Source organism: Bacillus sp. (in: firmicutes), from assembly GCA_012842745.1.
In the GTDB taxonomy this organism is placed as follows: domain Bacteria; phylum Bacillota; class Bacilli; order Bacillales; family Bacillaceae_J; genus Schinkia.
The window spans coordinates 293,800-315,095 of sequence record DUSF01000035.1 but is presented as its reverse complement, the minus strand read 5'-3'; the positions used below and the strand labels follow the sequence as shown (position 1 = coordinate 315,095).

Genomic DNA, 21,296 nt, shown 5'->3' with positions numbered 1-21,296 from the left:
CAATCCTTCCTTAAAAATAATGATGGCGGCATCACCGTGTGATTATTCCAAAGTCAATTTACTCATCCCATTTTCCCCTTCATTTTATAAACATGACCTATCTGAATTTTCTTTTTTTAACTTTTGATTTAACTTCTAAGACAAGCTATCCTAACACATCTTTCACGGCCTCTAACACCTGCGATTCTTGAAATGGCTTTACAATGAAATCTTTTGCCCCTGCTTCGATTGCTTTAATAATTAGTGTATGTTGCCCCATCGCTGAACACATAATGATTTTCGCCTTACTGTTTATTTTTCTTATTTCTTTCAATGCAGTAATTCCATCCATTTCAGGCATTGTAATATCCAGCGTAACTAAATCTGGTTTTAGCTCTTTATACTTGGCAATGGCTGTCAAGCCATTTTCCGCTTTACCGATTACTTCATATCCACCTTTTACAAGAATACTTTTTAACATTGTTCGCATAAATGCTGCATCATCTGCAACAAGAATCGTTGCCACCATTTTTCTCCCCTATTCATTAAATTTCTAGATTTAAAACTGTAGCAGCCTAAGCCAATACAAAAACTACCTGCTTTTAACTTGTTTATAAGATTTACAAAACGATAAATAAGTCCCGTTAAGTTGTTTTCTATATAGGTATATATACCTATATTAAAATCAAAAAAAATCAATTCTATATTTTATAAATTCAAGCTAACTGTAGGAAGAATTCTACGCGGGCAAGCTGCATTTCATTTGTCTTCAGCACAATATCAAAGCAGATGTCTGCTGTGCTCGTTGTAAAGAAGTTACCCCTTATGCGATGTGCTGAATAGATTCGGGGTCAATTTCTAACACATCTAGTATTTTAGGAAGGTATTTCTGTCCCGACCGCTCACCATGAAGGATGTAATTAAGATAAACTTTGGTTGTCCCCACTTCTTTGGCAAGCTGCTCCTGGGTTTTTCCCTTCTCAAGCAGACGCTTCCTTATAATCATCCCGAGCGGTGTCAACTTTCTCTGTCTTTTCTTCAACTGCGATTACTCCCTCCGTGGTACTTTTGCAAATTATTTATCACCCGTATAAACTATCTTTCAATCCCCCCTTTCAAGGAACGAAAAGCATTAGATTATTTCTCTTCTGTCTATACTGGATGATGTATGATATTATTTTTGAAGATAAATTTGTTAATCGTAGTTAAATATTACCACAAACGAAAACTTTATCAATATTTTTTTCTCATTCAGGGTAATAACTTCTTGATAAAGTTTTCATTTGTATAATATTTAAGGAGTGTGTTTGCCATGAATGAAAACTTCGATGGCGTTGGAGTGCGTATCGCACAAAAATTAAATGAATTGGGTATTTCGCAAAAAGACGTCTATAGTGTTACAGGATTTTCAAAGACAACTATGAGTAACTATGTCAATGGAAGGAGGTTGCCCAGCACTATCGAACTGTATAAACTCTCAAAATTCTTTTCAGTTTCTATGGAATGGTTATTAACTGGCGAAAAACCAGATCATCAACCAGCTAGCACTCCAACAATTGAAAAAAATTTTCTCCCTTTTGTTGACCTTTCTCCTGAAGATTTAGAGTTTATAGCTAAATTCAGACAATTATCAGAAAGACAAAAAGGGAGAATTGAGGGGCAGGTCGAGGAAATGCTGGGGGGGACAAGTTCAGACAAGAACAAAAAGTTGTCAGTCTCGAAGAATGGAAAGGGGCGAGAGGAAGGGGGCACTAGAGAGGGTGCTTAATTTTTGCGCTTAAATGATTAACTTGTTAATCATTTTTGTTATACTGATTAAGAAGTATCCCTTTTATCAGATATCAGTATAAGAAAAGAGGGCCTTTAGGAGGCCTTCAGGTCATCCCCTTGTGGGATACACCGACATTTGCTATTGTGGCAAATGTCGTGTTTTTTTAATCTCTGTTCTGTCATTTGTTTTGATAAAGTACAACAATTCTAAAAAAATGTAGAGATTATCGAACATGAACAAACCACCCGTTTTCACGGGTGGTTCTAATTTATCCAAAAATAATCTAGCTCATTCTCATACTATTCACCCGTTTTAACTTCACGAACGGCATTGCGGTCAAAAGTCAATCTTGACCCGTCCCCACATTTAATGACAACTTTATTCTCATCAATCGAATCAATGATACCATGCATTCCACCGATTGTGACAACTTGGTCATTTTTCTGAAGATTGCTCTGCATTGTTTGCACAGCCTTTTGGCGTTTTTGTTGTGGACGAATGAGCAAAAAATAGAAAACAGCAAACATCGCCACTAATATCAGTATTTGACTATAGTTTTGCATCCTTTTTCACATCCTTTCCTAGCTTGTCTATGTATTTGATTTGTAAAACTATATTCTAAAACCATCGGATTTAGAAGTTTTTTGCATCGGGCCGATTAAACCCATACAGTTCAAAAAATTCTTCACGGAAATCACCGAGGCGGTCCTCACGGATGGCTTGTCGAACGTTCTCCATCAATTTTAACAGAAAATAGAGATTATGGTAAGTAGTAAGTCTTATTCCAAATGTTTCATCACATCTAATTAAGTGGCGAATATAAGCGCGTGTATAATTTTTGCATACTTTACAATCACAGTTATGATCTAAAGGCGTAAAGTCACGAGCATATTTCGCGTTGCGGACAACAAGACGACCCTCGCTTGTCATCACCGTTCCATTTCTAGCAATCCGCGTTGGCAAAACACAATCAAACATATCTACACCGCGGATGGCACCATCTATTAATGAATCAGGTGAACCAACCCCCATTAAATAACGCGGTTTATCGTCTGGTAATAATGGTGTAGTGAATTCAAGCACCCTGTTCATAATATCCTTTGGCTCCCCGACAGAAAGCCCGCCAATCGCATAGCCTGGGAAATCGAGAGAAACTAAGTCTTTGGCGCTCATTTTTCGAAATTCTTCGTATTCCCCGCCTTGAACGATGCCAAATAAGCCTTGATCATGTTTTCGAGAATGTGCTTCCAAGCAGCGCTCTGCCCAGCGGCTTGTACGTTCCACCGATTTTTTCATATATTCAGGTGTTGCCGGATATGGCGGGCATTCATCAAAAGCCATCATAATATCAGAGCCTAAAGCGTTTTGGATTTGCATCGCTTTTTCCGGTGATAAAAACAGCTTTTCCCCGTTTAAATGATTGCGAAAATGGACGCCTTCCTCCGTAATATCACGAAATTCACTTAAACTAAACACTTGAAAGCCGCCAGAATCTGTTAAAATCGAGCGATCCCAATTCATAAATTTATGAAGCCCGCCCGCTTCCTGAACGATATCTTCGCCAGGCCTTAGCCAAAGATGGTATGTATTACTTAAAATAATCCCGGCACCCATTTCTGTTAATTCGTCTGGGCTCATCGTCTTAACGGTTGCGAGTGTCCCAACAGGCATAAATACCGGTGTTTCAAAAGTGCTGTGCGGCGTTGTAACCCGCCCAAGCCTAGCTCCTGTTTGTTTACATGTTTTGATCAATTCATAACGAATCGGTGTCACTAAATGTTCCCCTTTCTTTATTAATTAAATAATTAACATCGCATCGCCAAAACTAAAAAAACGATACCTTTCCTTTACTGCTTCTTGGTATGCATGTAAAACATGCTCACGACCAGCTAGCGCACTAATTAACATGACTAATGTTGATTTCGGAAGATGAAAGTTTGTTAACATTGCATTGATTGCTTTAAACTCATAACCTGGATAAATAAAGATATTCGTCCAACCGGAATCCTCATGAAAGTGGCCAGCAAATTTAGAAGCAATTGTTTCCAACGTCCGTGTTGAGGTAGTCCCAACGGAAATAATTTTTCCACCACCAGTTTGCACACGATTTAGTAGCTCTGCTGTTTCTTTCGTCATTTGATAAAATTCCCCGTGCATGTCGTGCTCTTCCACTTTTTCCACACTCACCGGGCGAAAGGTGCCAAGACCAACATGGAGGGTTATAAAAGCAACATGCACTCCTTTTTGGCGAATTTCCTCAAGGAGTTCTTCTGTGAAATGTAAACCTGCCGTCGGTGCTGCTGCTGAGCCGCGTTCCCGTGCAAATACAGTTTGATAGCGTTCACGGTCTTCGAGCTGTTCTTTTATATAAGGAGGAAGTGGCATTTCCCCTAAAGAGTCTAAAACTTCATAAAAAATACCTTCATATAAAAACTCAAAGTTACGCCCACCATGTTCACTTTCATCAACACATTTTGCTTTTAAGCGGCCATCACCGAATGTGATGACAGTGCCAACTTTAACACGTTTAGCAGGTTTTACCAATGTTTCCCAAAGGTCATTTTCGAGCTGCTTTAATAATAACACCTCAACTTTTGCACCTGTATCTTCCTTCATGCCATAAAGCCGAGCAGGCAATACACGCGTATCATTTAAAACAAGACAATCTCCTGGCTGTAAATAATTCACTATACCTTTAAACTGTTCATGCTTGTATTCACCCGTTTTTTTATTAAGCACCATCAGCCGTGAAGCTGTCCGTTCTTCTAAAGGTTTCTGCGCTATTAGCTCGTCTGGCAAATCGAAATCAAATAAGTCAACCTTCATGTTTATCTCCTTCTCTATTGGTGAACGTTTTGAAAAATTAGCGGAAGCGACCGATTACATAAAAAATGAGCGATAGTACAATACTGATTACAATGGAAGTTACAATTGGAAAATAAAAAGTAGTATTGCCTTTTTTATAGACAATATCACCTGGAAGCTTGCCGATAAATTGCCATAGAAAGCCGACAATAATTAATACAACTCCCATAAGCATTAACATTTTTCCCATTATAGATGAGGCACCTCCATATGGAAATGTTGATAAACTTGCGGTGTAGCAACACGACCTCTTGGCGTTCGTTGTAAAAAGCCAATTTGCAGCAAATACGGCTCATATACTTCCTCAATCGTATGGGCTTCTTCACCAATGGTTGCAGCTATTGTATCAAGCCCCACTGGGCCGCCGCGGAATTTTTCAATAATCGCCATTAAAAGCTTATGGTCAATATGATCCAAGCCTAAGCTGTCTACTTGCAGCATTTCCAACGAATGTACCGCCAAATCTCTCGTTATTGTACCATTTCCTTTTACTTGCGCAAAATCACGAACCCTTTTTAAAAGACGGTTAGCAATCCGCGGTGTCCCCCTTGAGCGCCTAGCGATTTCAATTGATGCAAGACTTTCAATTTCAATTGAAAAAATCTCAGCTGTCCGCTCGACGATATTTGTTAATTCTTCTACTTGATAATACTCCAATCGTGAGTGAACACCAAAACGGTCGCGCAAAGGAGCTGTTAACAATCCTACTCTAGTCGTTGCCCCAACCAATGTAAACGGTGGCAACTCAAGCTTTACAGACCTTACGCTAGGACCTTTGCCAATGACAATATCGATGCAAAAGTCCTCCAACGCAGTATATAGAACTTCTTCCACACTGCGTGGCAGACGGTGGATTTCGTCGATAAACAACACATCACCCGGCTCAAGCGCTGTTAAAATTGCGGCCAACTCTCCAGGACGTTCAATGGCTGGGCCTGACGTTGTTCTCATGTTTACATTCATTTCATTGGCGATAATCGCCGCTAATGTTGTTTTCCCAAGTCCCGGTGGGCCATAAAGCAAAACATGGTCTAATGATTCGTTTCTCATTTTTGCCGCTTCGATAAATATTTTTAAATTTTGCTTCACTTTTTCTTGACCGATATATTGGCTTAAAAATTTAGGCCGCAGACTTTGCTCAAATAAATCTTCATCAAGATTATATTCGCTTGATATTAAGCGTTCGTCCACCTCGAAACACCTCCACTACTTAAGCATCTAAACACTTCACTAACTAAGCAAAAGCTGCAGCGCTTTTTTTATGTATTGGTCTGTTCGTAGTTCTTCCGTTTTCAGCTTTGGAATAACCTTATTTATTTCTTTTTCTGCATAACCAAGAACCTTCAATGCTTCGATTGCTTCTTCTAATTCAACCGTGTACGTAGCAGCAATATTTACAGTTCCTATTTTTTCTGGCTCAAATAAATCTGGCATTAGCTCTGGCAATAAGTCATTTAATTTTCCTTTTAAGTCTAAAATCATTTGTCTAGCCGTCTTTTTCCCAACGCCTGGAAATTTAACTAGAAACTTTTCGTTCTCATCCTCAATCGCTTGTACAACCGCACTTGGCTGCCCAGCCGCAAGAATAGCCAAGCCCCCCTTTGGTCCAATTCCCGACACATTTAATAATTTTGTAAAAAGCGTTCGTTCCTGCCTTGTTTCGAATCCATATAAAGCAAGCGTATCTTCCCTTACGTATTGGTATGTGTAAACCTTGATTATTTGATTTAAATCTTTTTGAAATAAGAATGGGTTAGGTGTATAAATTTGATAGCCAACCCCTGACACATCTATGACAATAAACTCTGGACTAACAAAATCAACTTTTCCATGAATAAATTCAATCAAAAAATTTCCTCTCCCTATATTGCTTAACTCAGCGAACATGTATTTCTATATACTTTTATCATTCTACCATATTTCACTTCTGTATGTAGAAGAAAAAAGGGCAGGCCCTTGTATAATTTAAGTGCCCAACCCTTTTTTAGTCATTGTTTAATTCCTAGTGTTTTAAAGCTGTCAATCACTTGGATATAATGGTCTTTTGATACTACTGGAATCCCCTTTTTCAGCTCTTCCTGCTGTCTGCTTTCAAGTTTACTAATATCAATTTGAAAAAAAGACTGGATGACTTCCTCAGATTTTTCCGGTACACCTTTGAATATTGTTAATATTCCATCCTCTGTTATTCCGAAATACCCGTTAGCCTTAAGCAAAGGAGAAATATCATCGATATTTTTTCTAAAAATCATTTGTCCTTCCCTGTGATCGACAAGCTGCCAGTCATAATACTCAGCCCAAAAGTCTTCCATTGACCAAATCGTTTCTTTTACAACTTCCTCACTTGTATTTCCGTCAATATATTGACGTTGCAAAATCACATTCACGGTTAATGGACCTGAAACCTGGATAGCATTTGTTTGTGTTTCGCTTTTGTTAATTTGCTTTTCTGCTACTCCATTATTCTCAGCAGCAGTATCGAAAAAAAATAAAAATACTGAAATGCCACTGATTAAGAAGCCTACAACCAAATACTTAACGGCATGAGCTTTTTTAAATAAAGGAGTCATCATTGGTCACCTCGGCTTTTAAATTAAAAAAACTTCTATTCTGGTATCACTACTAGTGTCACCAATAAATAGAAGCTTTATCCAAATTTATTTGTTAAACATGCTTTTGTCTGTAATTACCTTTATATTTCGCCCAGGTGCCATCCCTTCAACAATGCGGTAAACTTTATTTTCAATTTTTTGCTGATTTTTTTCGTCGGTATCAATCACAACTACAATCGTATCTCCATCGATGATAGCTGCAACATCATTAACATTTGCAACATGTTCAATTCTGTCGGTAATTTTTTGAGCAATTACATTATCATAACCAGAATGATACGACCTTGTTGGTACGCCATTATAGGTTGTGTTTAAGTGTCCATGGTAATTATAGTCATTGTAGCCATAACTTCCTTGAGCTAAATTGGTGCCATTCAGATCATTTACTTGGCGGACCATTTGTTGGTCATTAAAGCCGCGGTCATTTACATATCGAAATGCCCCAGTATTTTCTATTGGTGAAAGCTCATTTTGTGCTTGATTATTAATCCCGCAACCTGCAAGTACCACAACAGTACTGATTCCTATGATTGTTGACATTGCAAATAGTGAACGTCGTAATTCTTTCATAAGAACAAGCCTCCCCGCCACTTTTGAGGATATTGGGTTTGTCATCCCCACTTTTAGGTTGGCGATTAAAGGCTCATTTTACGCTATTTTATTTTTACCAATCTGAATCATCCTCTTCTAGATTGTCATCCCTTAAAGGTGGCACTCCTAAAGTCGAAGGTGGCATCGGTGCTTGAAACTGTCCATATGGATAACCGGGTTGTTCAAATCCCGCCGGGAATCCTGTTGGTATATTGCCCAAACCTTCTGGCATTCCCATTATTATGCCATCGTGGCCAGTTGGCATGCCTCCATAACCCATAGGCATTCCCATTGGTGCATTGGCATAGCCGGCTGGTAATCCCATCGACGTACCGCCGTAACCTGTCGGCATGCCGCCATAGCCTACTGGCATGCCCGTTTGTGCCCCAGCATAACCAGTTGGCATGCTACCATAACCTACTGGCATACCACCATAGCCAACCGCTGGAGCTGCTTGTGTGCCACTACCATAGCCAGCTGGCATGCCTCCGTAACCAGCCGAGGAACCGCAACCACAATCGCTTCCTGCAGTCGGCATTTGAAATGCAGGCATGGCAGTTGTAGAAAGCCCAGGATACATTTGGACTGCAACATCATCAAGGTCATCTTCGTCAGACATCATTGGGCTTACAACTGATGGTTGTGAAAAATTAGCTGTTGCTGGAACTCCTGGCAAAGCTCCATATGAAAATCCATAAGGATTTTGGTATGGTGAATACGAAACCGGCACTGGATAATATCCACATGGCAAACCGCTTCCTGGCAGAACACCTGTTACTGGAACACATGGTGGACAAGGCATTGGCTGTGCTGGCATCGTTGGTGGCACGAATTCTTCCATAACTTCTGGTTCAGGACAAGGAACTGGCATTTCTTTTACAGGGGCTTCTTTTACCTTTTTAGGTGCTGCTTCTTTAATTGGCATATAGGGAATAGTCGGAAAAGTAGGTACATTGAACGTATAATTATACATTTTTTGTTCAATATTATAATCAATTTCTTGTTCTACAGGCATTGGCGGGATTGGCATTTCTTTTTGTATAGGGGTTGGTAAAATTTGCTGCGGCATTTCCTTCACAATTGGCATTTCTTTTGCAATAGGCATGTGTGGCGCCATTGGATGTTCTTTTTTTACCACTGGAACACTGCCTGTCGGAATTTTTATTTTCATACCAGGCATAATCATATCAGGGTTGCTAAGTTGTGAATTTACAGATTTTAGCTCGTTAAAATCTACACCATACTTTTGTGCGATTTTCCAAAGCGTATCGCCTTTTTGTACGATATGAATCTTCATGGTGCATATACCTCCTCTAAAATGTCTTTATTATTATATGGGCTTATGGGCAAAATGCTACCTTTATTATTATCTTTCGTAAAAACTTATGCTAAAAATTTTCAATTTATGTATAAACAGAAAAAGGCCGATACATCGTATCCGACCTTCTCTTATTTTATAATTATTTTTTAAACATGCTCCAACATTTTATCTAATGCAAGCAATGCATCCTTGGCAATTTGTTTATCAACAGTAATTCGATTCAATAATTCACTTTTGTCGTCTTGTTCAATTGTTTCTAATGCCCATAATAAATGAGGTAAGTCAATGCGATTCATCGTCATACATGGGCACATATTCGGATTAAGTGACATGATTTCTTTATCTGGATGCTCGGCAATGATTCTTTTGACTAAATTCATTTCCGTACCAATCGCCCATTGGCTTCCAGCAGGTGCCTTTTTGATTGTTTCGATAATATAACTTGTTGAACCATTATAATCGGATACTTTCACGACTTCATGCATGCATTCTGGGTGAACGAGAATATTCATATGTGGCTTTGTCTTACGAATCTCCTCAACATTTTCCATTGTAAAACTTTCATGAACAGAACAGTGACCTTTCCACAAAATCACCTTCACATCTTGCAAGTTGTCGCCATCATATTCAAACTGATCATGAATTGGATCCCATACAGCCATTTGCTCTAGTGGGATACCTAAATCAACGCAAGTATTCCGGCCCAAATGCTGGTCAGGCAAAAACAAAAGACGTTCTTTTTGGGTAAAAGCCCATTCAATCATTTTTTTGGCGTTGGAGGATGTTACTGTTGCACCACCATGTCGTCCACAAAACGCTTTAATAGCCGCTGTCGAATTTATATACGTAACTGGAAGAACAGTATCACCAAATGTTTCCTGCATTACTTTCCAAGCACGTTCTGTTTGCTCCATATCGGCCATATCAGCCATTGAACAGCCAGCTCTCATATCCGGCAAGACAACAATTTGATCGTCTCTCGTTAACATATCTGCCGTTTCAGCCATAAAATGTACGCCACAGAAAACAATATATTCAGCTTTTTTATTTTCCGCAGCAAGCTGTGCAAGACGTAATGAATCGCCTGTAGCATCTGCAAATTGAACAACCTCATCTTTTTGATAATGATGACAAGGAAGAAATAATCTTTCACCGAACTTTTTCTTAATTTCACGGACGCGGTTTTCCATTTCAGCAACGCCCATATTTTTATAACGCTCAGGAATTGTAACGTTTTTGTTTGCTGCCAAAACATCAAGAATTCCCATTATTTATCTCCTCCCTCAAGATTAAAGCTTATGTCCAATGCTACTACAGAATGTGTCAGCATTCCAAGCGAAATATAATCAACTTTTGTATCACGATAAGAGCCGATTGTATCTAAAGTTAGGCCACCGGAAATTTCTGTTACAATGCCTTTCGGAACGAGCTTGACATATTCGGCAACCTCCTCTGGTGAGCGATTATCGAACATGATGACATCCGCCCCAGCTTCAATTGCTTCTAACACTTGTTCCTTTGACTCCGTTTCAACCTCAATTTTCACCATATGCCCAACTTGGGAACGAACTTTGGCAACTGCTTCTTTAATACTACCGGCAAAAGTAATATGGTTGTCCTTAATCATGACACCATCATACAAGCCAAAGCGATGGTTAAAACCGCCGCCGCAACGAATCGCATATTTATCAAACATCCTTAAACCCGGCATTGTTTTTCTTGTATCACAAATTCTTGTATGGTCACTGTTCAGCGCCATAACCGCTTCTCTTGTTAAAGTAGCAATACCACTCATATGCTGAATAAGGTTTAAAATGACACGCTCGGCACTTAACAAATACGCAACAGGCCCTTTAACAGAAGCAATGATTTCCCCTTTTTCAACAAAGTCTCCATCTTTTTTGTATAACACCACTTCAATCGATGGGTCAAAAAGTGCATACGCTTCTTTAATGATTTCAACACCAGCAAGTACACCGTCTTTTTTCACTAAAAAGCTTCCACTCGATACTTTTGCTAACGGAAAAATATATTCACTAGTGATATCGAATTCTCCTAAATCCTCTATATAAAACTCTTGTAATTTCTTACGCAGTTTAATTTTGTTCATTTTTTGAAATTACCCCTTATTTTATTAGTTGCCGTACTGCCTCTTTAAAATGTGCTATGTGCAGGGATGAGAGAGCTTCTTACGATTTTTTTCTTCAACCAATCATTGCTTTCTTCTGAAAAATCAGAGCGATAATGGCCACCACGGCTTTCTTCTCTCATTAAAGCTGAAGTTGTAATAAGCCATCCTGCCTGTAGCATGTTATAAATACTAATTTGTTCATATGTCAAATGTTCTGCTGGCACTTGGATGATTTCATTGGTTGGTACGTATTGTTCAAACCATTGCTTTGCGTATTGTAATCCTTTTTCGTCACGAACAATTCCAGCGTATTTCATCATGATTGCTTTTATTTCTTCTTTAGTAGGTAAAGATATGGATTCAATTTTTTCATTCACTATTTTGAGCGAAGGAATTTCAAATTCTTGCGGTGCTTCCATGCTTAAAAGAAAATCTGCTAATTCATTTGCAAAAACAATTCCTTCTAAGAGGGAGTTGCTTGATAATCTGTTAGCACCATGGACACCGGTACAGGCAACCTCACCAATCGCATATAAATGATTGACTGAAGTTTGGCCCACTTCATTAACGTCAACACCACCCATATGAAAATGTGCACCAGGTACAACTGGAATTTTTCCTGCCTTTACATTAACGCTATTTTGCTCACACAACTCAGTTATCGTTGGAAAGCGATTCGTAAAATCATTTATCATTGAAATATCTAGAAATATTTGTTCTCCATTTAAAACGGCCCGATTAATTTCTCGTGAAACGACATCCCGTGGGGCTAAGTCCTCTTGACGATGAACGCCACGCATTAATCGATCTCCATTTTTCGTTACGAGAACAGCACCTTCGCCACGTACAGCCTCCGAAATAAGCCCTTTTACATCACCATTAATGTAAAGCAATGTTGGATGAAATTGAACAAACTCTAAATCTGCTAATTTAGCACCTGCACGATAAGCCATGGCGATGCCATCACCTGTTACGGTTGGATCATTCGATGTAAAAGAATATAATCCCCCACTGCCGCCAGCTGCAAGGACCGTATCACTTGTATATAATCGTTTGATTTTTCCAGCATTTGTTTTTACCTTTACCCCATAACAGCGGTTATCTTGAACAATCAAATCAACCGCGACTACATTTTCGAAAATTTTCACCCTTCGATTTGAGCGAAGACGATTGAACATAAAGTCAACGAGAGCTTTTCCAGTCGCATCGCCGCCAGCATGTAAAATTCTCCGCATACTATGGGCACCTTCTTGCCCAAGTACAAGCTTCCCATTTCCATCCTTGTCAAAGGATATGCCTTCATCCATCATGCCCCGAAGGTAGCCAGGTCCTTTTTGGACAAGGGTTTGCACAGCTTTTTCAATGTTATGGTAATTTCCCGCTGTCAAAGTGTCGCTAAAATGATATTCCCAATGATCATTTCGCGATATAGCTGCTGCGACACCCCCTTGGGCGCGGTTCGAGTTGCTATTTTCCTTTTTTGACTTTGTGATAATAATCACATTTTTTTGTTGACTTAAACGCTCAGCTGCTACTAAAGCAGCAATGCCACTTCCAATAATGACGATATCTGCGATACATTTTACGGTCATTATCTGGCCCCCACATCTTAGCATATAGATTTAATTAGCTTTCATGTCATAAAAATCGAACTGTCTTGACACTTATATTTACATATATTTAAACTAATGACAAGAGTTTTTTTATGTAAAAGACACAATTTGGACAATTTTTCCACAATAATTATTCAGAGAAAAACAGTTAGGAGAGGACAGCAGTGATTTATTTAGATTATGCGGCAACAACACCAATGAGTGAAAAAGCTTTACATGTATATAGCCAAGTTGCAAGTCAATTTTTCGGTAATTCAAGTAGTCTTCATGATATTGGCGCAACCGCACAAACCATTTTGGAGGAATCACGAAAAACAATTGCTAGTTTTATTAACGGTGACGCTAAAGGTATTTTTTTTACAAGCGGTGGCTCGGAGTCAAATTATTTAGCGATTCATTCATTGCTTAAAGGGCAGCATAAACAAGGGAAACATATTATTTCGACAAAATTAGAGCATTCATCGATTGCGAACACTTTGGACCAATTAGAAGAAAGTGGCTATGAAATTACTTTTATCCCTGTTAACGAAGAAGGAAGAGTCAATTTAGAAGCTTTGAGTGAAGCCATTCGTCCAGATACAGTTTTGGCAACCATTCACCACGGAAATTCAGAAATCGGCGCTATCCAAGATTTAGTTTTGATAGGTGAACTACTAAATAAGCATGATATTCTTTTTCATAGTGACTGTGTTCAAACGTTTGGAAAAATTGAAATCGATGCGAGAGAGGCGAAACTTGATAGTATTTCCATCTCCAGTCATAAAATTTACGGTCCAAAGGGCGTCGGAGCTTGTTATATAAATCCGGCGCGGACTTGGAAAGCAGTTATACCAAATACGACACATGAAAGCGGCTTTAGACCAGGCACGGTCAATGTTCCAGGAATTGCAGCATTTGTTGCAGCGGCGGAAGAAGTTTTTCCAATTATCGATAGTGAACAGAAAAGATTTACATATTTGCGGGAAATGCTAATTAATGGGATTCAAAGTGATGCTTGGACAATTACAGAGCTAGGCCCAAGCCAGCAACGGTTAGAGCATATTATCGGACTAACGGTAGCTGGAATTGAAGGTCAATATGTAATGCTTGAATGCAACCGTTATGGTGTTGCCATTTCAACTGGCAGTGCTTGTGCCGTTGGCATGCAAAAGCCATCAAAAACTTTAGTAGCTATTGGAAAATCTAAGGAGGAAGCAAAACAATTTGTCCGCCTCTCACTTGGAAAGCTAACAACGGAAGCTGAGATCAAGAAAACAATCAATATTTTTCAAACGTTTTTGAAAAAGCATTTTAATGTTGGATAAGGGGGAGAGTATTTTGCCTAGTGGTAAAAAAATCCTTGGGGAAGACCGGCGCAAACTTATTCTCGAATGGTTAAAAGAAAGTGATAAACCGCTGACTGGAAGCTTCATAGCGGAAAAGACTAATGTAAGCCGACAAGTAATTAGTCAGGATATTTCCTTGCTCAAGGCCCGCAATGAACCAATTATTGCAACCTCCCAAGGTTACGTTTATTTCAAGGAACAAAAAAAGACGCGCCCTTCTAGAGAAATTGTCAGTACACATAATCATGAACAAACAAAAGATGAGCTAAATTTAATCGTTGATTGCGGTGTAACTGTAAAGGATGTCAAAGTTGAACACCCGCTCTATGGGAAGTTGTCGGCCTCGATTGAAGTTAGCAACCGCAATGATGTCGACGAATTTTATGAAAAAGTTAAACAGACAAATGCTCCGCTATTGCTTCAGCTTACAGGAGGCCCGCATATCCATACACTTGAAGCCGATAGTGAGGAACAACTAGATCACGCCATCCAAAAGTTAGCGGAAGCTGGTTTTTTAGTACGGCAATAGTTTTAATGCCCCGGCTAAAATTTGTCCCCCTCTTAAACTTAGGAGAGCAATTTTTTAACCGGGGCAACTTTTTTAATTTTGTAATGTACTGCTTTGTTCTTTTCCTACAAAATAATATGGATAGCTACCTAAAATCCGCACAGAGCAGCCAAGTGCTTCAAGCTCCGCCACCACTCCAGGTATTAAAACTTCATCCATTTTCATTTCCACATCGATTAAGAAGAAATAATTACCTAACCCTGTTTTCATTGGGCGTGATTCAATCTTTGATAAATTTAATTTACGCCAAGCAAATGCTGACAACACTTGATGTAATGCCCCTGCATAGTCTGATGGTAATGAAACCATTAGCGTTGTGCGGTCACCGCCATAAGAGCGCTGTGATGTGCCTAGTTCAACATTGTTTTTATGAAGAATGACAAAACGAGTGTGGTTATTATCATAATCATGAACATCTTTTTTCACGATGTCTAACCCATATTCTTTTGCAGCCAACTCGTTTCCAATGGCAGCAATACAGTCCTCTGGATGCTCATTTACATATTCTGCTGCTGCACCAGTGGAGTTAACAAATTGAATTTCAACGTTTGGCATTTTTGTGTGCAAAAATTTATGACATTGGGCAATTGCATGTGAATGAGAAAGAACAGTCGTGGCATTTTCCCATTGACACTTATTTTTTGGATGCACCATTAAATGCTGACGGATTGGCACAATAATTTCGCCAACGATGGGCAGGTTTTGTTCATGAATTAAATAATCAATCGTAATATTGACAGACCCTTCAATTGCATTTTCCAATGGAACAACAGCAAATTCTACATCACCGTTCGTAACAGCTTCAATACTTGCTAGAATTGTATCATATGGAATATTTTCTTCATTAGGAAATATTTCATTAACCGCAATTTTTGTAAAAGTCCCTTTTGGACCTAAATAGCCAACTTTTAAAGCCACGTATACTTCTCTCCCTTTTAATCTATTCTTATTAAACCTAGAACTTACTAAGCACCAGAGCCAAGAATCTCTACCTTCTTCACAAATTCAAGTCCCTTTAATCTTTGAATTAATACATTAATATCTTCCTTCATTCCTGAAGTATTTAGAGATAAGGTCACATTTGCTTTCCCTTGAAGCGGTATATTTTGGTTAATTGTTAAAACATTACAACCTGCATCAGCAACCATCGCAAGCATTTCTGATAATGTTCCTGAACGGTCCTCAAGATGAAAAAAAAGTGTAATAATCCGTTCTTTTACAATCGCATGAAATGGGAAAATCCCATCTCGATATTTGTAAAAAGCACTTCTGCTAAGCCCAACCATTTGCACTGCATCTGCGACAGAAACCGATTTGCCGCGCTCAATAAGCGCTTTAGCTTCCAACGTTTTTTTCATTGCTTCCGGCAAAAAATCTTCCCGAATTAAATAATAGCTTTGTTCCTTATCATCATTTTTTGCCTTCAACTAAAACCCCTCCCCACGACCATGTGAAGCAAATAAATACGCTTTTTGCAATGAATTTAAAAGACTGTCCAAAAAAGACAGCCTTGTCTAGGACTTATTCTATAAATTCAAATTCAAACTCCAATAATCGGACAATATCACCATTTTTCGCGCCACGTTCACGCAAGGCATCATCTACACCGAGTCCCCTCATCTGGCGGGCAAAACGGCGTATAGATTCATCACGTGAGAAATCAGTCATTTTAAATGTTCTCTCAATTTCAGCACCAGAAATAACAAAGGTTCCATCATCATCTCTTGTAATTTCAAATGGAATTTCTTGTTTTTCATGCTTATACAAAATATGTGTTCCCTCATCCTCTTGTTCTTCCAAAGGAAACTCAGGCGTAGTTTCTAATAAATCCGCTATTTTGAACAGCAGGTCCCGCAAACCCTGATTTGCGACAGCTGAAATCGCAAAGATTGGCAAATCCTCGCCAAGCTGTGTTTTAAATTTTTCCAAATTTTCTTCAGCACCAGGGATGTCCATTTTATTGGCTACAATAATTTGCGGTCTTTCTGTTAATCTTAGGTTGTACTGCTTTAATTCTTCGTTTATCGTAACATAGTCGTTGTAAGGATCACGGCCTTCCATTGCTGACATATCAATTACATGGACTATAACCCTTGTCCGCTCAATATGACGCAAAAATTGATGACCTAAGCCAACACCTTGATGGGCACCTTCAATTAAACCGGGTAAATCAGCCATAACGAAACTGCGACCATCCTCGGTCTCAACAACACCGAGATTCGGAACAATCGTCGTAAAATGGTACTCTGCAATTTTAGGTTTGGCAGATGAAACAACAGATAAGAGTGTTGACTTTCCAACACTTGGGAATCCAACTAAGCCTACATCAGCTAACACCTTTAATTCAAGAATGACATCACGCTCTTGGCCTGGCTCTCCATTTTCGGCAATTTCAGGAGCTGGATTTGCCGGGGTAGCAAAACGCGTATTGCCACGACCACCACGACCGCCTTTAGCAATAACAGCCCTTTGACCATCTATTGTTAAATCTGCAATTTTTTCATTCGTAGCCACATCCCGAACAACAGTGCCTGGGGGAACTTTAACAATCATTGGCTGGGCATTTTTCCCGTGCATCCCTTTTGACATCCCGTGCTCACCACGAGCTGCCTTAAAATGTCTTTGGTAGCGAAAATCCATGAGCGTCCGTAAACCTTCATCAACCTCAAAAACAACATCCGCTCCATTGCCGCCATCGCCACCTGCCGGGCCGCCTTTGGGAACATATTTCTCACGGCGATAAGCAACCATGCCATTGCCACCATCTCCGCCTTTTACATAAACCTTAACGTAATCGACAAACATTGTTGTCACCTCTCATCCTCAGCTGTATCAAAATTTTTTATATACCTATAACAAAATTTTGGTTATAACAACTAATTCATTTTTATGTACTTCATACTCTAAAACTTTTATTATACCATGATTTTTTTGGTTTTCTAAGTAATTTAAAATTCTCCTCTTGTCTACTATTATTCCACTAAAATCATAAATAAAACGAACGTCTTCGTCCGATAACTCGATTGAGAGAATTAAATTATTTTCAGCAAAGGGTTTAATGGACTTGTTTAAATTATTTAAAAAACCAAAACACCATGAAGTTAGTTCGTCATCGTGGAAAGAAAGATTGCGCTCATTACCAATAACCTCAAAATCAAGAAAAAAGTGCCGCTCATCCCAGTTAAATAACATCAATAATGACGCCAACTTATGAGCTTTTAAGTTAGACAGTTTCGCTTCATTTTTTGTATCAATAATAATTTCTTCAATGATTTCATTAACACGATCTAACCGGTCTAACGCTAGATTCCCTTTTATTAATTGCAATTTATTTAACCAATCGTGCCGTGAATGCCGCAAGATTTCAACTGCATTCCATTCTCTCTTCATAATTTTACCTCTATTTAGTTATTGTAAGTGCATTATACCAAATATTTTTGTTTATGGATAACTAAAAATAAAGGCTCTAACCAATTGGGTTGGTTAGAGCCTTTATTTCTGCAATTAGCTTTACCTAATTATTGAGCAGCTGGATATACACTTACTTGCTTCTTGTCACGACCAACACGCTCGTAACGTACGATGCCAGCTGTTTTAGCAAATAATGTGTCGTCACCACCACGACCTACATTATTTCCTGGATAGATTTTCGTACCACGTTGACGGTAAAGGATTTCTCCACCGTTAACAAATTGGCCATCAGCACGCTTAGCGCCTAGACGCTTAGAGATAGAGTCACGACCGTTCTTTGTACTACCTACCCCTTTTTTAGATGCGAAAAACTGAAGATCTAATCTTAACATCAGTCTCACCTCCTATACGTTCAAACTTATTTTTGCATTATTTGAATGTATTTGCCGTAATCATTCTCAATTGTTTGTAAAGATACGAGCATACCTTCAAGTAATAATTGAACTTTCTCATTTGTTTCTTGAGCAAGATGATCAGGAACAACACAGCGGAGAAAGCCGCCTTTTTTACCTTGTTCAATTTCAAGCTTCGTCTGACATAAAGCATACACCGCATTGACTGTTCCAAAAGCAACAGCCGAAACAGCCGCACACACCAAATCATGTCCATAAGGACCAGATTCCGCGTGCCCACTTAACTCAAACGAGCCAATTGAACGGTCTGCACGCCTTGTTATAATTACTTTAATCATTCAATCAACCTAATTAACCGTTAATTTTTTCGATAACAACTTTAGTGTACGGTTGACGATGACCTTGCTTACGCTTGTAGTTTTTCTTTGATTTATACTTGAAAACGATAATTTTCTTAGCGCGGCCTTGCTTTTCAACTTTACCAGTAACAGAAGCACCATCTACAGTTGGGTTACCAACCTTTACGTTATCGCCACCTACCATTAAAACTTTGTCAAAAGTAACAGTCTCGCCAGCTTCAGCGTTAAGCTTTTCGATGTAGATTGCTTGTCCTTCTTCAACTTTCACTTGTTTACCGCCAGTTTCAATAATTGCGTACATTCCCTGCACCTCCTCTTAAACTAAGACTCGCCATCCCAGGTACTGCATTCGAATCCAGTTTAAAAACCTGTTCTGTGCGGTTGTAGCTGTGGTGCGCTACATTAAACACAATGAAAATCATACCATAATCCGGTGAAAAAAGTCAATTGCAAAATGGACGAAAATTGACGGGTACCGTGTCCCAATTTCCTTAGTTAAAAAGCCGCTTTCTTATTTCATTTTCCGAACTGATCTGCCGTACTTTAAATGTATCAACGTACTTTTCAGTTGTTGTTATAAAAATTTTAAATCGTAAAGCCGCTTCCAATTCCGTAAGATGATTGTTCGCTTTTAATAAAGCCGAAACATTTTCTGGAACTTCAAGCCAAATCGCTTCATGATCCATTCCTTTGAATTCCCATAGTGCTCTTTCAACACGGAATGCAACTTGTTCACTTGAATAGACTCGTCCAGTTTCGCAACATGTTGGACAGGGGATTGTTACTTTTTCGAGTAAGGATTTTCTTTGTTTTTTTCTTGTCATTTCTAACAGACCTAACTGAGTAAATCTAAAAACCTTTGTATAATTGCGGTCAGTCTTTAAGGCCGCAACAAGTTTGTTTTTCACAAACTCTCTGTCTTTTTCATGTTCCATATTAATAAAATCAATCAAAATCATCCCACCAATATTGCGGAGCCGAAGCTGCCTAGCAATTTCGCTTGCTGCGATTTCGTTCGTCTTAACAATCGTTTCATTGGCATTATATTTCCCGGTGAATTTTCCAGTATTGACATCAACAACTGTCAACGCTTCCGTTTCTTCAATCATCAAGCTAGCGCCATTCTCAAGCTCCACATAAGGCCTTATAAGCTTGTCCATCTCTTGTTCGATTCCAAAATAAGAAAAAATATTTTCTTTATTCGTATACAAACGAACTTCAGTTAATGCACCATCATCATAAATAGAAAGACGTTGTTTCAGCGTCCGAAAAACAAGGCCATCATCAACGACAATTTCTGTTGGCACATCACCAACCATATCCCATAAAAGCCGCTCCGCAAAACTTGAATTATTATAAAGAAGACAAGGTGCTTTCTTTGAGGGTTGATTGGCAAGCACATCCTGCCATGTTTTTTTCAAAAAGGCCATTTCATCACCAATTACTGATGGCTCCTTGCCAGCACAAGCTGTTCGAAAAATGACACCTTCATTCTCTGTACAAATAGACTGGCCAAAACGGCGCCATTTTTCTCTTTCGTTTTCTGCGATTTTCTTCGATACAGAAATTTGTGCATCATTTGTCAAATAAATAACAAACAGCCCAGATAATTCAAGCATTGTCGTCAATCTTGGCCCCTTTTCGCCAAATCCATCTTTTGTTACTTGGACAACAAGCTCCTGTCCCTCATGGAGCAAATTGGAAATGGATGCATTCACCTTTCTTGCTGGCTCTAAATTTTTATAGGCTACAAGCTGTTCGATTTGTAAAAAACCATTGCGCTCTTGACCAATATTAACAAATGCCGCCTGCATGCCTGGCACTACTTTTTCAACCCGCCCTTTATAAATGTTGCCGACAATCGACTCTTCGTCAGCTCCCTCAATAAAAAGCTCCATTAATGTATCATTTTCCAAAACAGCAGCTCGTTTTTCAGTTGTTCGATAGTTCAAAATAATTTTTCGCAAATGATTTCTTCCTTACTTTATTTATTATTTGGGATTAGGAAACAGAACGATATCTCATGTAGTATTATAGAATATTAGTATGCTTAAGACTAGCAGCGTCGTTGGACATGGGGAAGGGCTGATAGACTAGTGACCGTTTCAGCGATTTTTCCTTGAGCACGGGCACTATAGTATCATCCTAGTGACTGATTAAACGATTTTTCCTTGAGTACGGGCACTATAGTACCTTCCTAGTGACCGATTAAACGATTTTTTCTTGAGTACGGGCACTATAGTATCATCCTAGTGACCGATTAAACGGTTTTTTCTTGAGCACGGGCACTATAGTATCATCCTAGTGACCGATTAAACGATTTTTTCTTGAGCACGG

At 39.0% G+C, this 21,296-nt stretch carries 25 protein-coding genes and 1 other annotated feature; of the genes, 3 read left to right on the top strand and 22 right to left on the bottom strand.

Annotation, left to right across the window (positions count from 1 at the left end; genetic code table 11):
- Positions 1-145 precede the first annotated feature (145 nt).
- Positions 146-508, bottom strand: a complete 363-nt coding sequence (locus tag GX497_06590) for a response regulator (protein ID HHY72881.1) — start codon at positions 506-508, stop codon at positions 146-148.
- Positions 509-802: 294 nt separating this feature from the next.
- On the bottom strand, positions 803-985 hold the full coding sequence (locus GX497_06585) for a helix-turn-helix transcriptional regulator (GenBank protein HHY72880.1): 183 nt from the start codon (positions 983-985) through the stop codon (positions 803-805).
- 306 nt (positions 986-1,291) lie between these two features.
- On the opposite strand from GX497_06585, the gene GX497_06580 reads away from it, so the two are divergent.
- Positions 1,292-1,747 (top strand): helix-turn-helix domain-containing protein, encoded by a 456-nt coding sequence (locus GX497_06580; protein HHY72879.1) that lies wholly within the window; start codon positions 1,292-1,294, stop codon positions 1,745-1,747.
- Positions 1,748-2,049: 302 nt separating this feature from the next.
- On the opposite strand, the gene yajC is transcribed toward GX497_06580, so the two are convergent.
- The 12 genes from yajC to nadB form a co-directional block, all read right to left on the bottom strand.
- A complete protein-coding gene (gene yajC / locus GX497_06575) occupies positions 2,050-2,313 on the bottom strand; it encodes a preprotein translocase subunit YajC (protein ID HHY72878.1) in 264 nt (87 codons plus the stop codon).
- A gap of 70 nt (positions 2,314-2,383) precedes the next feature.
- The gene (gene tgt / locus GX497_06570; protein HHY72877.1) at positions 2,384-3,523 is read right to left on the bottom strand and encodes a tRNA guanosine(34) transglycosylase Tgt; all 1,140 of its coding nucleotides are present in this window, start codon (positions 3,521-3,523) and stop codon (positions 2,384-2,386) included.
- A 24-nt stretch (positions 3,524-3,547) separates the two neighbouring features.
- Complete coding sequence (gene queA, locus GX497_06565) at positions 3,548-4,576, bottom strand: tRNA preQ1(34) S-adenosylmethionine ribosyltransferase-isomerase QueA (protein ID HHY72876.1); 1,029 nt, start codon at positions 4,574-4,576, stop codon at positions 3,548-3,550.
- 37 nt (positions 4,577-4,613) lie between these two features.
- Positions 4,614-4,805 carry a DUF2905 domain-containing protein gene (locus GX497_06560; GenBank protein HHY72875.1) on the bottom strand — a complete coding sequence of 64 codons (192 nt, stop codon included), beginning with the start codon at positions 4,803-4,805 and terminating at the stop codon, positions 4,614-4,616.
- The gene (gene ruvB, locus GX497_06555) at positions 4,805-5,806 is read right to left on the bottom strand and encodes a Holliday junction branch migration DNA helicase RuvB (protein ID HHY72874.1); all 1,002 of its coding nucleotides are present in this window, start codon (positions 5,804-5,806) and stop codon (positions 4,805-4,807) included. The genes GX497_06560 and ruvB overlap by 1 nt, the downstream gene beginning before the upstream one ends.
- 39 nt (positions 5,807-5,845) lie before the next feature.
- On the bottom strand, positions 5,846-6,463 hold the full coding sequence (gene ruvA / locus GX497_06550) for a Holliday junction branch migration protein RuvA (protein ID HHY72873.1): 618 nt from the start codon (positions 6,461-6,463) through the stop codon (positions 5,846-5,848).
- A gap of 140 nt (positions 6,464-6,603) precedes the next feature.
- Entirely contained in the window at positions 6,604-7,185 is a 582-nt protein-coding gene (locus GX497_06545; protein HHY72872.1) for a regulator, read from the bottom strand.
- 87 nt (positions 7,186-7,272) lie between these two features.
- Complete coding sequence (locus GX497_06540) at positions 7,273-7,797, bottom strand: hypothetical protein (protein ID HHY72871.1); 525 nt, start codon at positions 7,795-7,797, stop codon at positions 7,273-7,275.
- A gap of 94 nt (positions 7,798-7,891) precedes the next feature.
- Positions 7,892-9,115, bottom strand: a complete 1,224-nt coding sequence (safA, locus tag GX497_06535; GenBank protein ID HHY72870.1) for a SafA/ExsA family spore coat assembly protein — start codon at positions 9,113-9,115, stop codon at positions 7,892-7,894.
- Positions 9,116-9,285: 170 nt separating this feature from the next.
- The gene (gene nadA, locus GX497_06530; protein ID HHY72869.1) at positions 9,286-10,407 is read right to left on the bottom strand and encodes a quinolinate synthase NadA; all 1,122 of its coding nucleotides are present in this window, start codon (positions 10,405-10,407) and stop codon (positions 9,286-9,288) included.
- Positions 10,407-11,249, bottom strand: a complete 843-nt coding sequence (nadC, locus tag GX497_06525) for a carboxylating nicotinate-nucleotide diphosphorylase (GenBank protein HHY72868.1) — start codon at positions 11,247-11,249, stop codon at positions 10,407-10,409. Before nadC ends, nadA begins: the two co-directional genes overlap by 1 nt.
- A 44-nt stretch (positions 11,250-11,293) precedes the next feature.
- The gene (gene nadB, locus GX497_06520; GenBank protein HHY72867.1) at positions 11,294-12,862 is read right to left on the bottom strand and encodes an L-aspartate oxidase; all 1,569 of its coding nucleotides are present in this window, start codon (positions 12,860-12,862) and stop codon (positions 11,294-11,296) included.
- Positions 12,863-13,047: 185 nt separating this feature from the next.
- Here nadB and GX497_06515 point away from each other — a divergent pair, with 185 nt between their 5' ends.
- Together GX497_06515 and GX497_06510 are read left to right on the top strand one after the other, a co-directional pair.
- On the top strand, positions 13,048-14,187 hold the full coding sequence (locus GX497_06515; GenBank protein HHY72866.1) for an IscS subfamily cysteine desulfurase: 1,140 nt from the start codon (positions 13,048-13,050) through the stop codon (positions 14,185-14,187).
- Between the two features lie 13 nt (positions 14,188-14,200).
- Positions 14,201-14,737, top strand: coding sequence for a transcription repressor NadR (locus tag GX497_06510; GenBank protein ID HHY72865.1), 537 nt, complete (start codon positions 14,201-14,203; stop codon positions 14,735-14,737).
- 72 nt (positions 14,738-14,809) lie between these two features.
- Here the strand turns inward: GX497_06510 and pheA are convergent, their stop codons facing one another.
- From pheA to GX497_06470, 8 genes are all read right to left on the bottom strand, one after another.
- Positions 14,810-15,694 (bottom strand): prephenate dehydratase, encoded by an 885-nt coding sequence (gene pheA, locus GX497_06505; GenBank protein ID HHY72864.1) that lies wholly within the window; start codon positions 15,692-15,694, stop codon positions 14,810-14,812.
- Positions 15,695-15,741: 47 nt separating this feature from the next.
- Positions 15,742-16,203, bottom strand: a complete 462-nt coding sequence (locus GX497_06500) for an ACT domain-containing protein (protein HHY72863.1) — start codon at positions 16,201-16,203, stop codon at positions 15,742-15,744.
- Positions 16,204-16,297: 94 nt separating this feature from the next.
- The gene (obgE, locus tag GX497_06495; protein HHY72862.1) at positions 16,298-17,581 is read right to left on the bottom strand and encodes a GTPase ObgE; all 1,284 of its coding nucleotides are present in this window, start codon (positions 17,579-17,581) and stop codon (positions 16,298-16,300) included.
- A gap of 45 nt (positions 17,582-17,626) precedes the next feature.
- Positions 17,627-18,166, bottom strand: a complete 540-nt coding sequence (locus GX497_06490; protein HHY72861.1) for a sporulation protein — start codon at positions 18,164-18,166, stop codon at positions 17,627-17,629.
- Between the two features lie 128 nt (positions 18,167-18,294).
- The gene (gene rpmA, locus GX497_06485) at positions 18,295-18,579 is read right to left on the bottom strand and encodes a 50S ribosomal protein L27 (protein ID HHY72860.1); all 285 of its coding nucleotides are present in this window, start codon (positions 18,577-18,579) and stop codon (positions 18,295-18,297) included.
- 26 nt (positions 18,580-18,605) lie between these two features.
- The gene (locus tag GX497_06480) at positions 18,606-18,938 is read right to left on the bottom strand and encodes a ribosomal-processing cysteine protease Prp (GenBank protein HHY72859.1); all 333 of its coding nucleotides are present in this window, start codon (positions 18,936-18,938) and stop codon (positions 18,606-18,608) included.
- A 13-nt stretch (positions 18,939-18,951) separates the two neighbouring features.
- Positions 18,952-19,260, bottom strand: coding sequence for a 50S ribosomal protein L21 (gene rplU / locus GX497_06475; GenBank protein HHY72858.1), 309 nt, complete (start codon positions 19,258-19,260; stop codon positions 18,952-18,954).
- Positions 19,261-19,273: 13 nt separating this feature from the next.
- Positions 19,274-19,352: a sequence feature (ribosomal protein L21 leader region), on the bottom strand.
- A gap of 98 nt (positions 19,353-19,450) precedes the next feature.
- On the bottom strand, positions 19,451-20,926 hold the full coding sequence (locus GX497_06470) for a ribonuclease E/G (GenBank protein ID HHY72857.1): 1,476 nt from the start codon (positions 20,924-20,926) through the stop codon (positions 19,451-19,453).
- Between the last annotated feature and the right edge of the window lie 370 nt (positions 20,927-21,296).

Coding starts and splice junctions, on each gene's coding strand:
- GX497_06590 (HHY72881.1), bottom strand. CDS start 508: ATGGTGGCAACGATTCTTGTTGCAGATGATGCAGCATTTATGCGAACA.
- GX497_06585 (HHY72880.1), bottom strand. CDS start 985: ATGATTATAAGGAAGCGTCTGCTTGAGAAGGGAAAAACCCAGGAGCAG.
- GX497_06580 (HHY72879.1), top strand. CDS start 1,292: ATGAATGAAAACTTCGATGGCGTTGGAGTGCGTATCGCACAAAAATTA.
- yajC (HHY72878.1), bottom strand. CDS start 2,313: ATGCAAAACTATAGTCAAATACTGATATTAGTGGCGATGTTTGCTGTT.
- queA (HHY72876.1), bottom strand. CDS start 4,576: ATGAAGGTTGACTTATTTGATTTCGATTTGCCAGACGAGCTAATAGCG.
- GX497_06560 (HHY72875.1), bottom strand. CDS start 4,805: ATGGGAAAAATGTTAATGCTTATGGGAGTTGTATTAATTATTGTCGGC.
- GX497_06545 (HHY72872.1), bottom strand. CDS start 7,185: ATGACTCCTTTATTTAAAAAAGCTCATGCCGTTAAGTATTTGGTTGTA.
- GX497_06540 (HHY72871.1), bottom strand. CDS start 7,797: ATGAAAGAATTACGACGTTCACTATTTGCAATGTCAACAATCATAGGA.
- safA (HHY72870.1), bottom strand. CDS start 9,115: ATGAAGATTCATATCGTACAAAAAGGCGATACGCTTTGGAAAATCGCA.
- nadA (HHY72869.1), bottom strand. CDS start 10,407: ATGGGAATTCTTGATGTTTTGGCAGCAAACAAAAACGTTACAATTCCT.
- nadC (HHY72868.1), bottom strand. CDS start 11,249: ATGAACAAAATTAAACTGCGTAAGAAATTACAAGAGTTTTATATAGAG.
- nadB (HHY72867.1), bottom strand. CDS start 12,862: ATGACCGTAAAATGTATCGCAGATATCGTCATTATTGGAAGTGGCATT.
- obgE (HHY72862.1), bottom strand. CDS start 17,581: ATGTTTGTCGATTACGTTAAGGTTTATGTAAAAGGCGGAGATGGTGGC.
- GX497_06490 (HHY72861.1), bottom strand. CDS start 18,166: ATGAAGAGAGAATGGAATGCAGTTGAAATCTTGCGGCATTCACGGCAC.
- rpmA (HHY72860.1), bottom strand. CDS start 18,579: ATGTTAAGATTAGATCTTCAGTTTTTCGCATCTAAAAAAGGGGTAGGT.
- GX497_06480 (HHY72859.1), bottom strand. CDS start 18,938: ATGATTAAAGTAATTATAACAAGGCGTGCAGACCGTTCAATTGGCTCG.
- rplU (HHY72858.1), bottom strand. CDS start 19,260: ATGTACGCAATTATTGAAACTGGCGGTAAACAAGTGAAAGTTGAAGAA.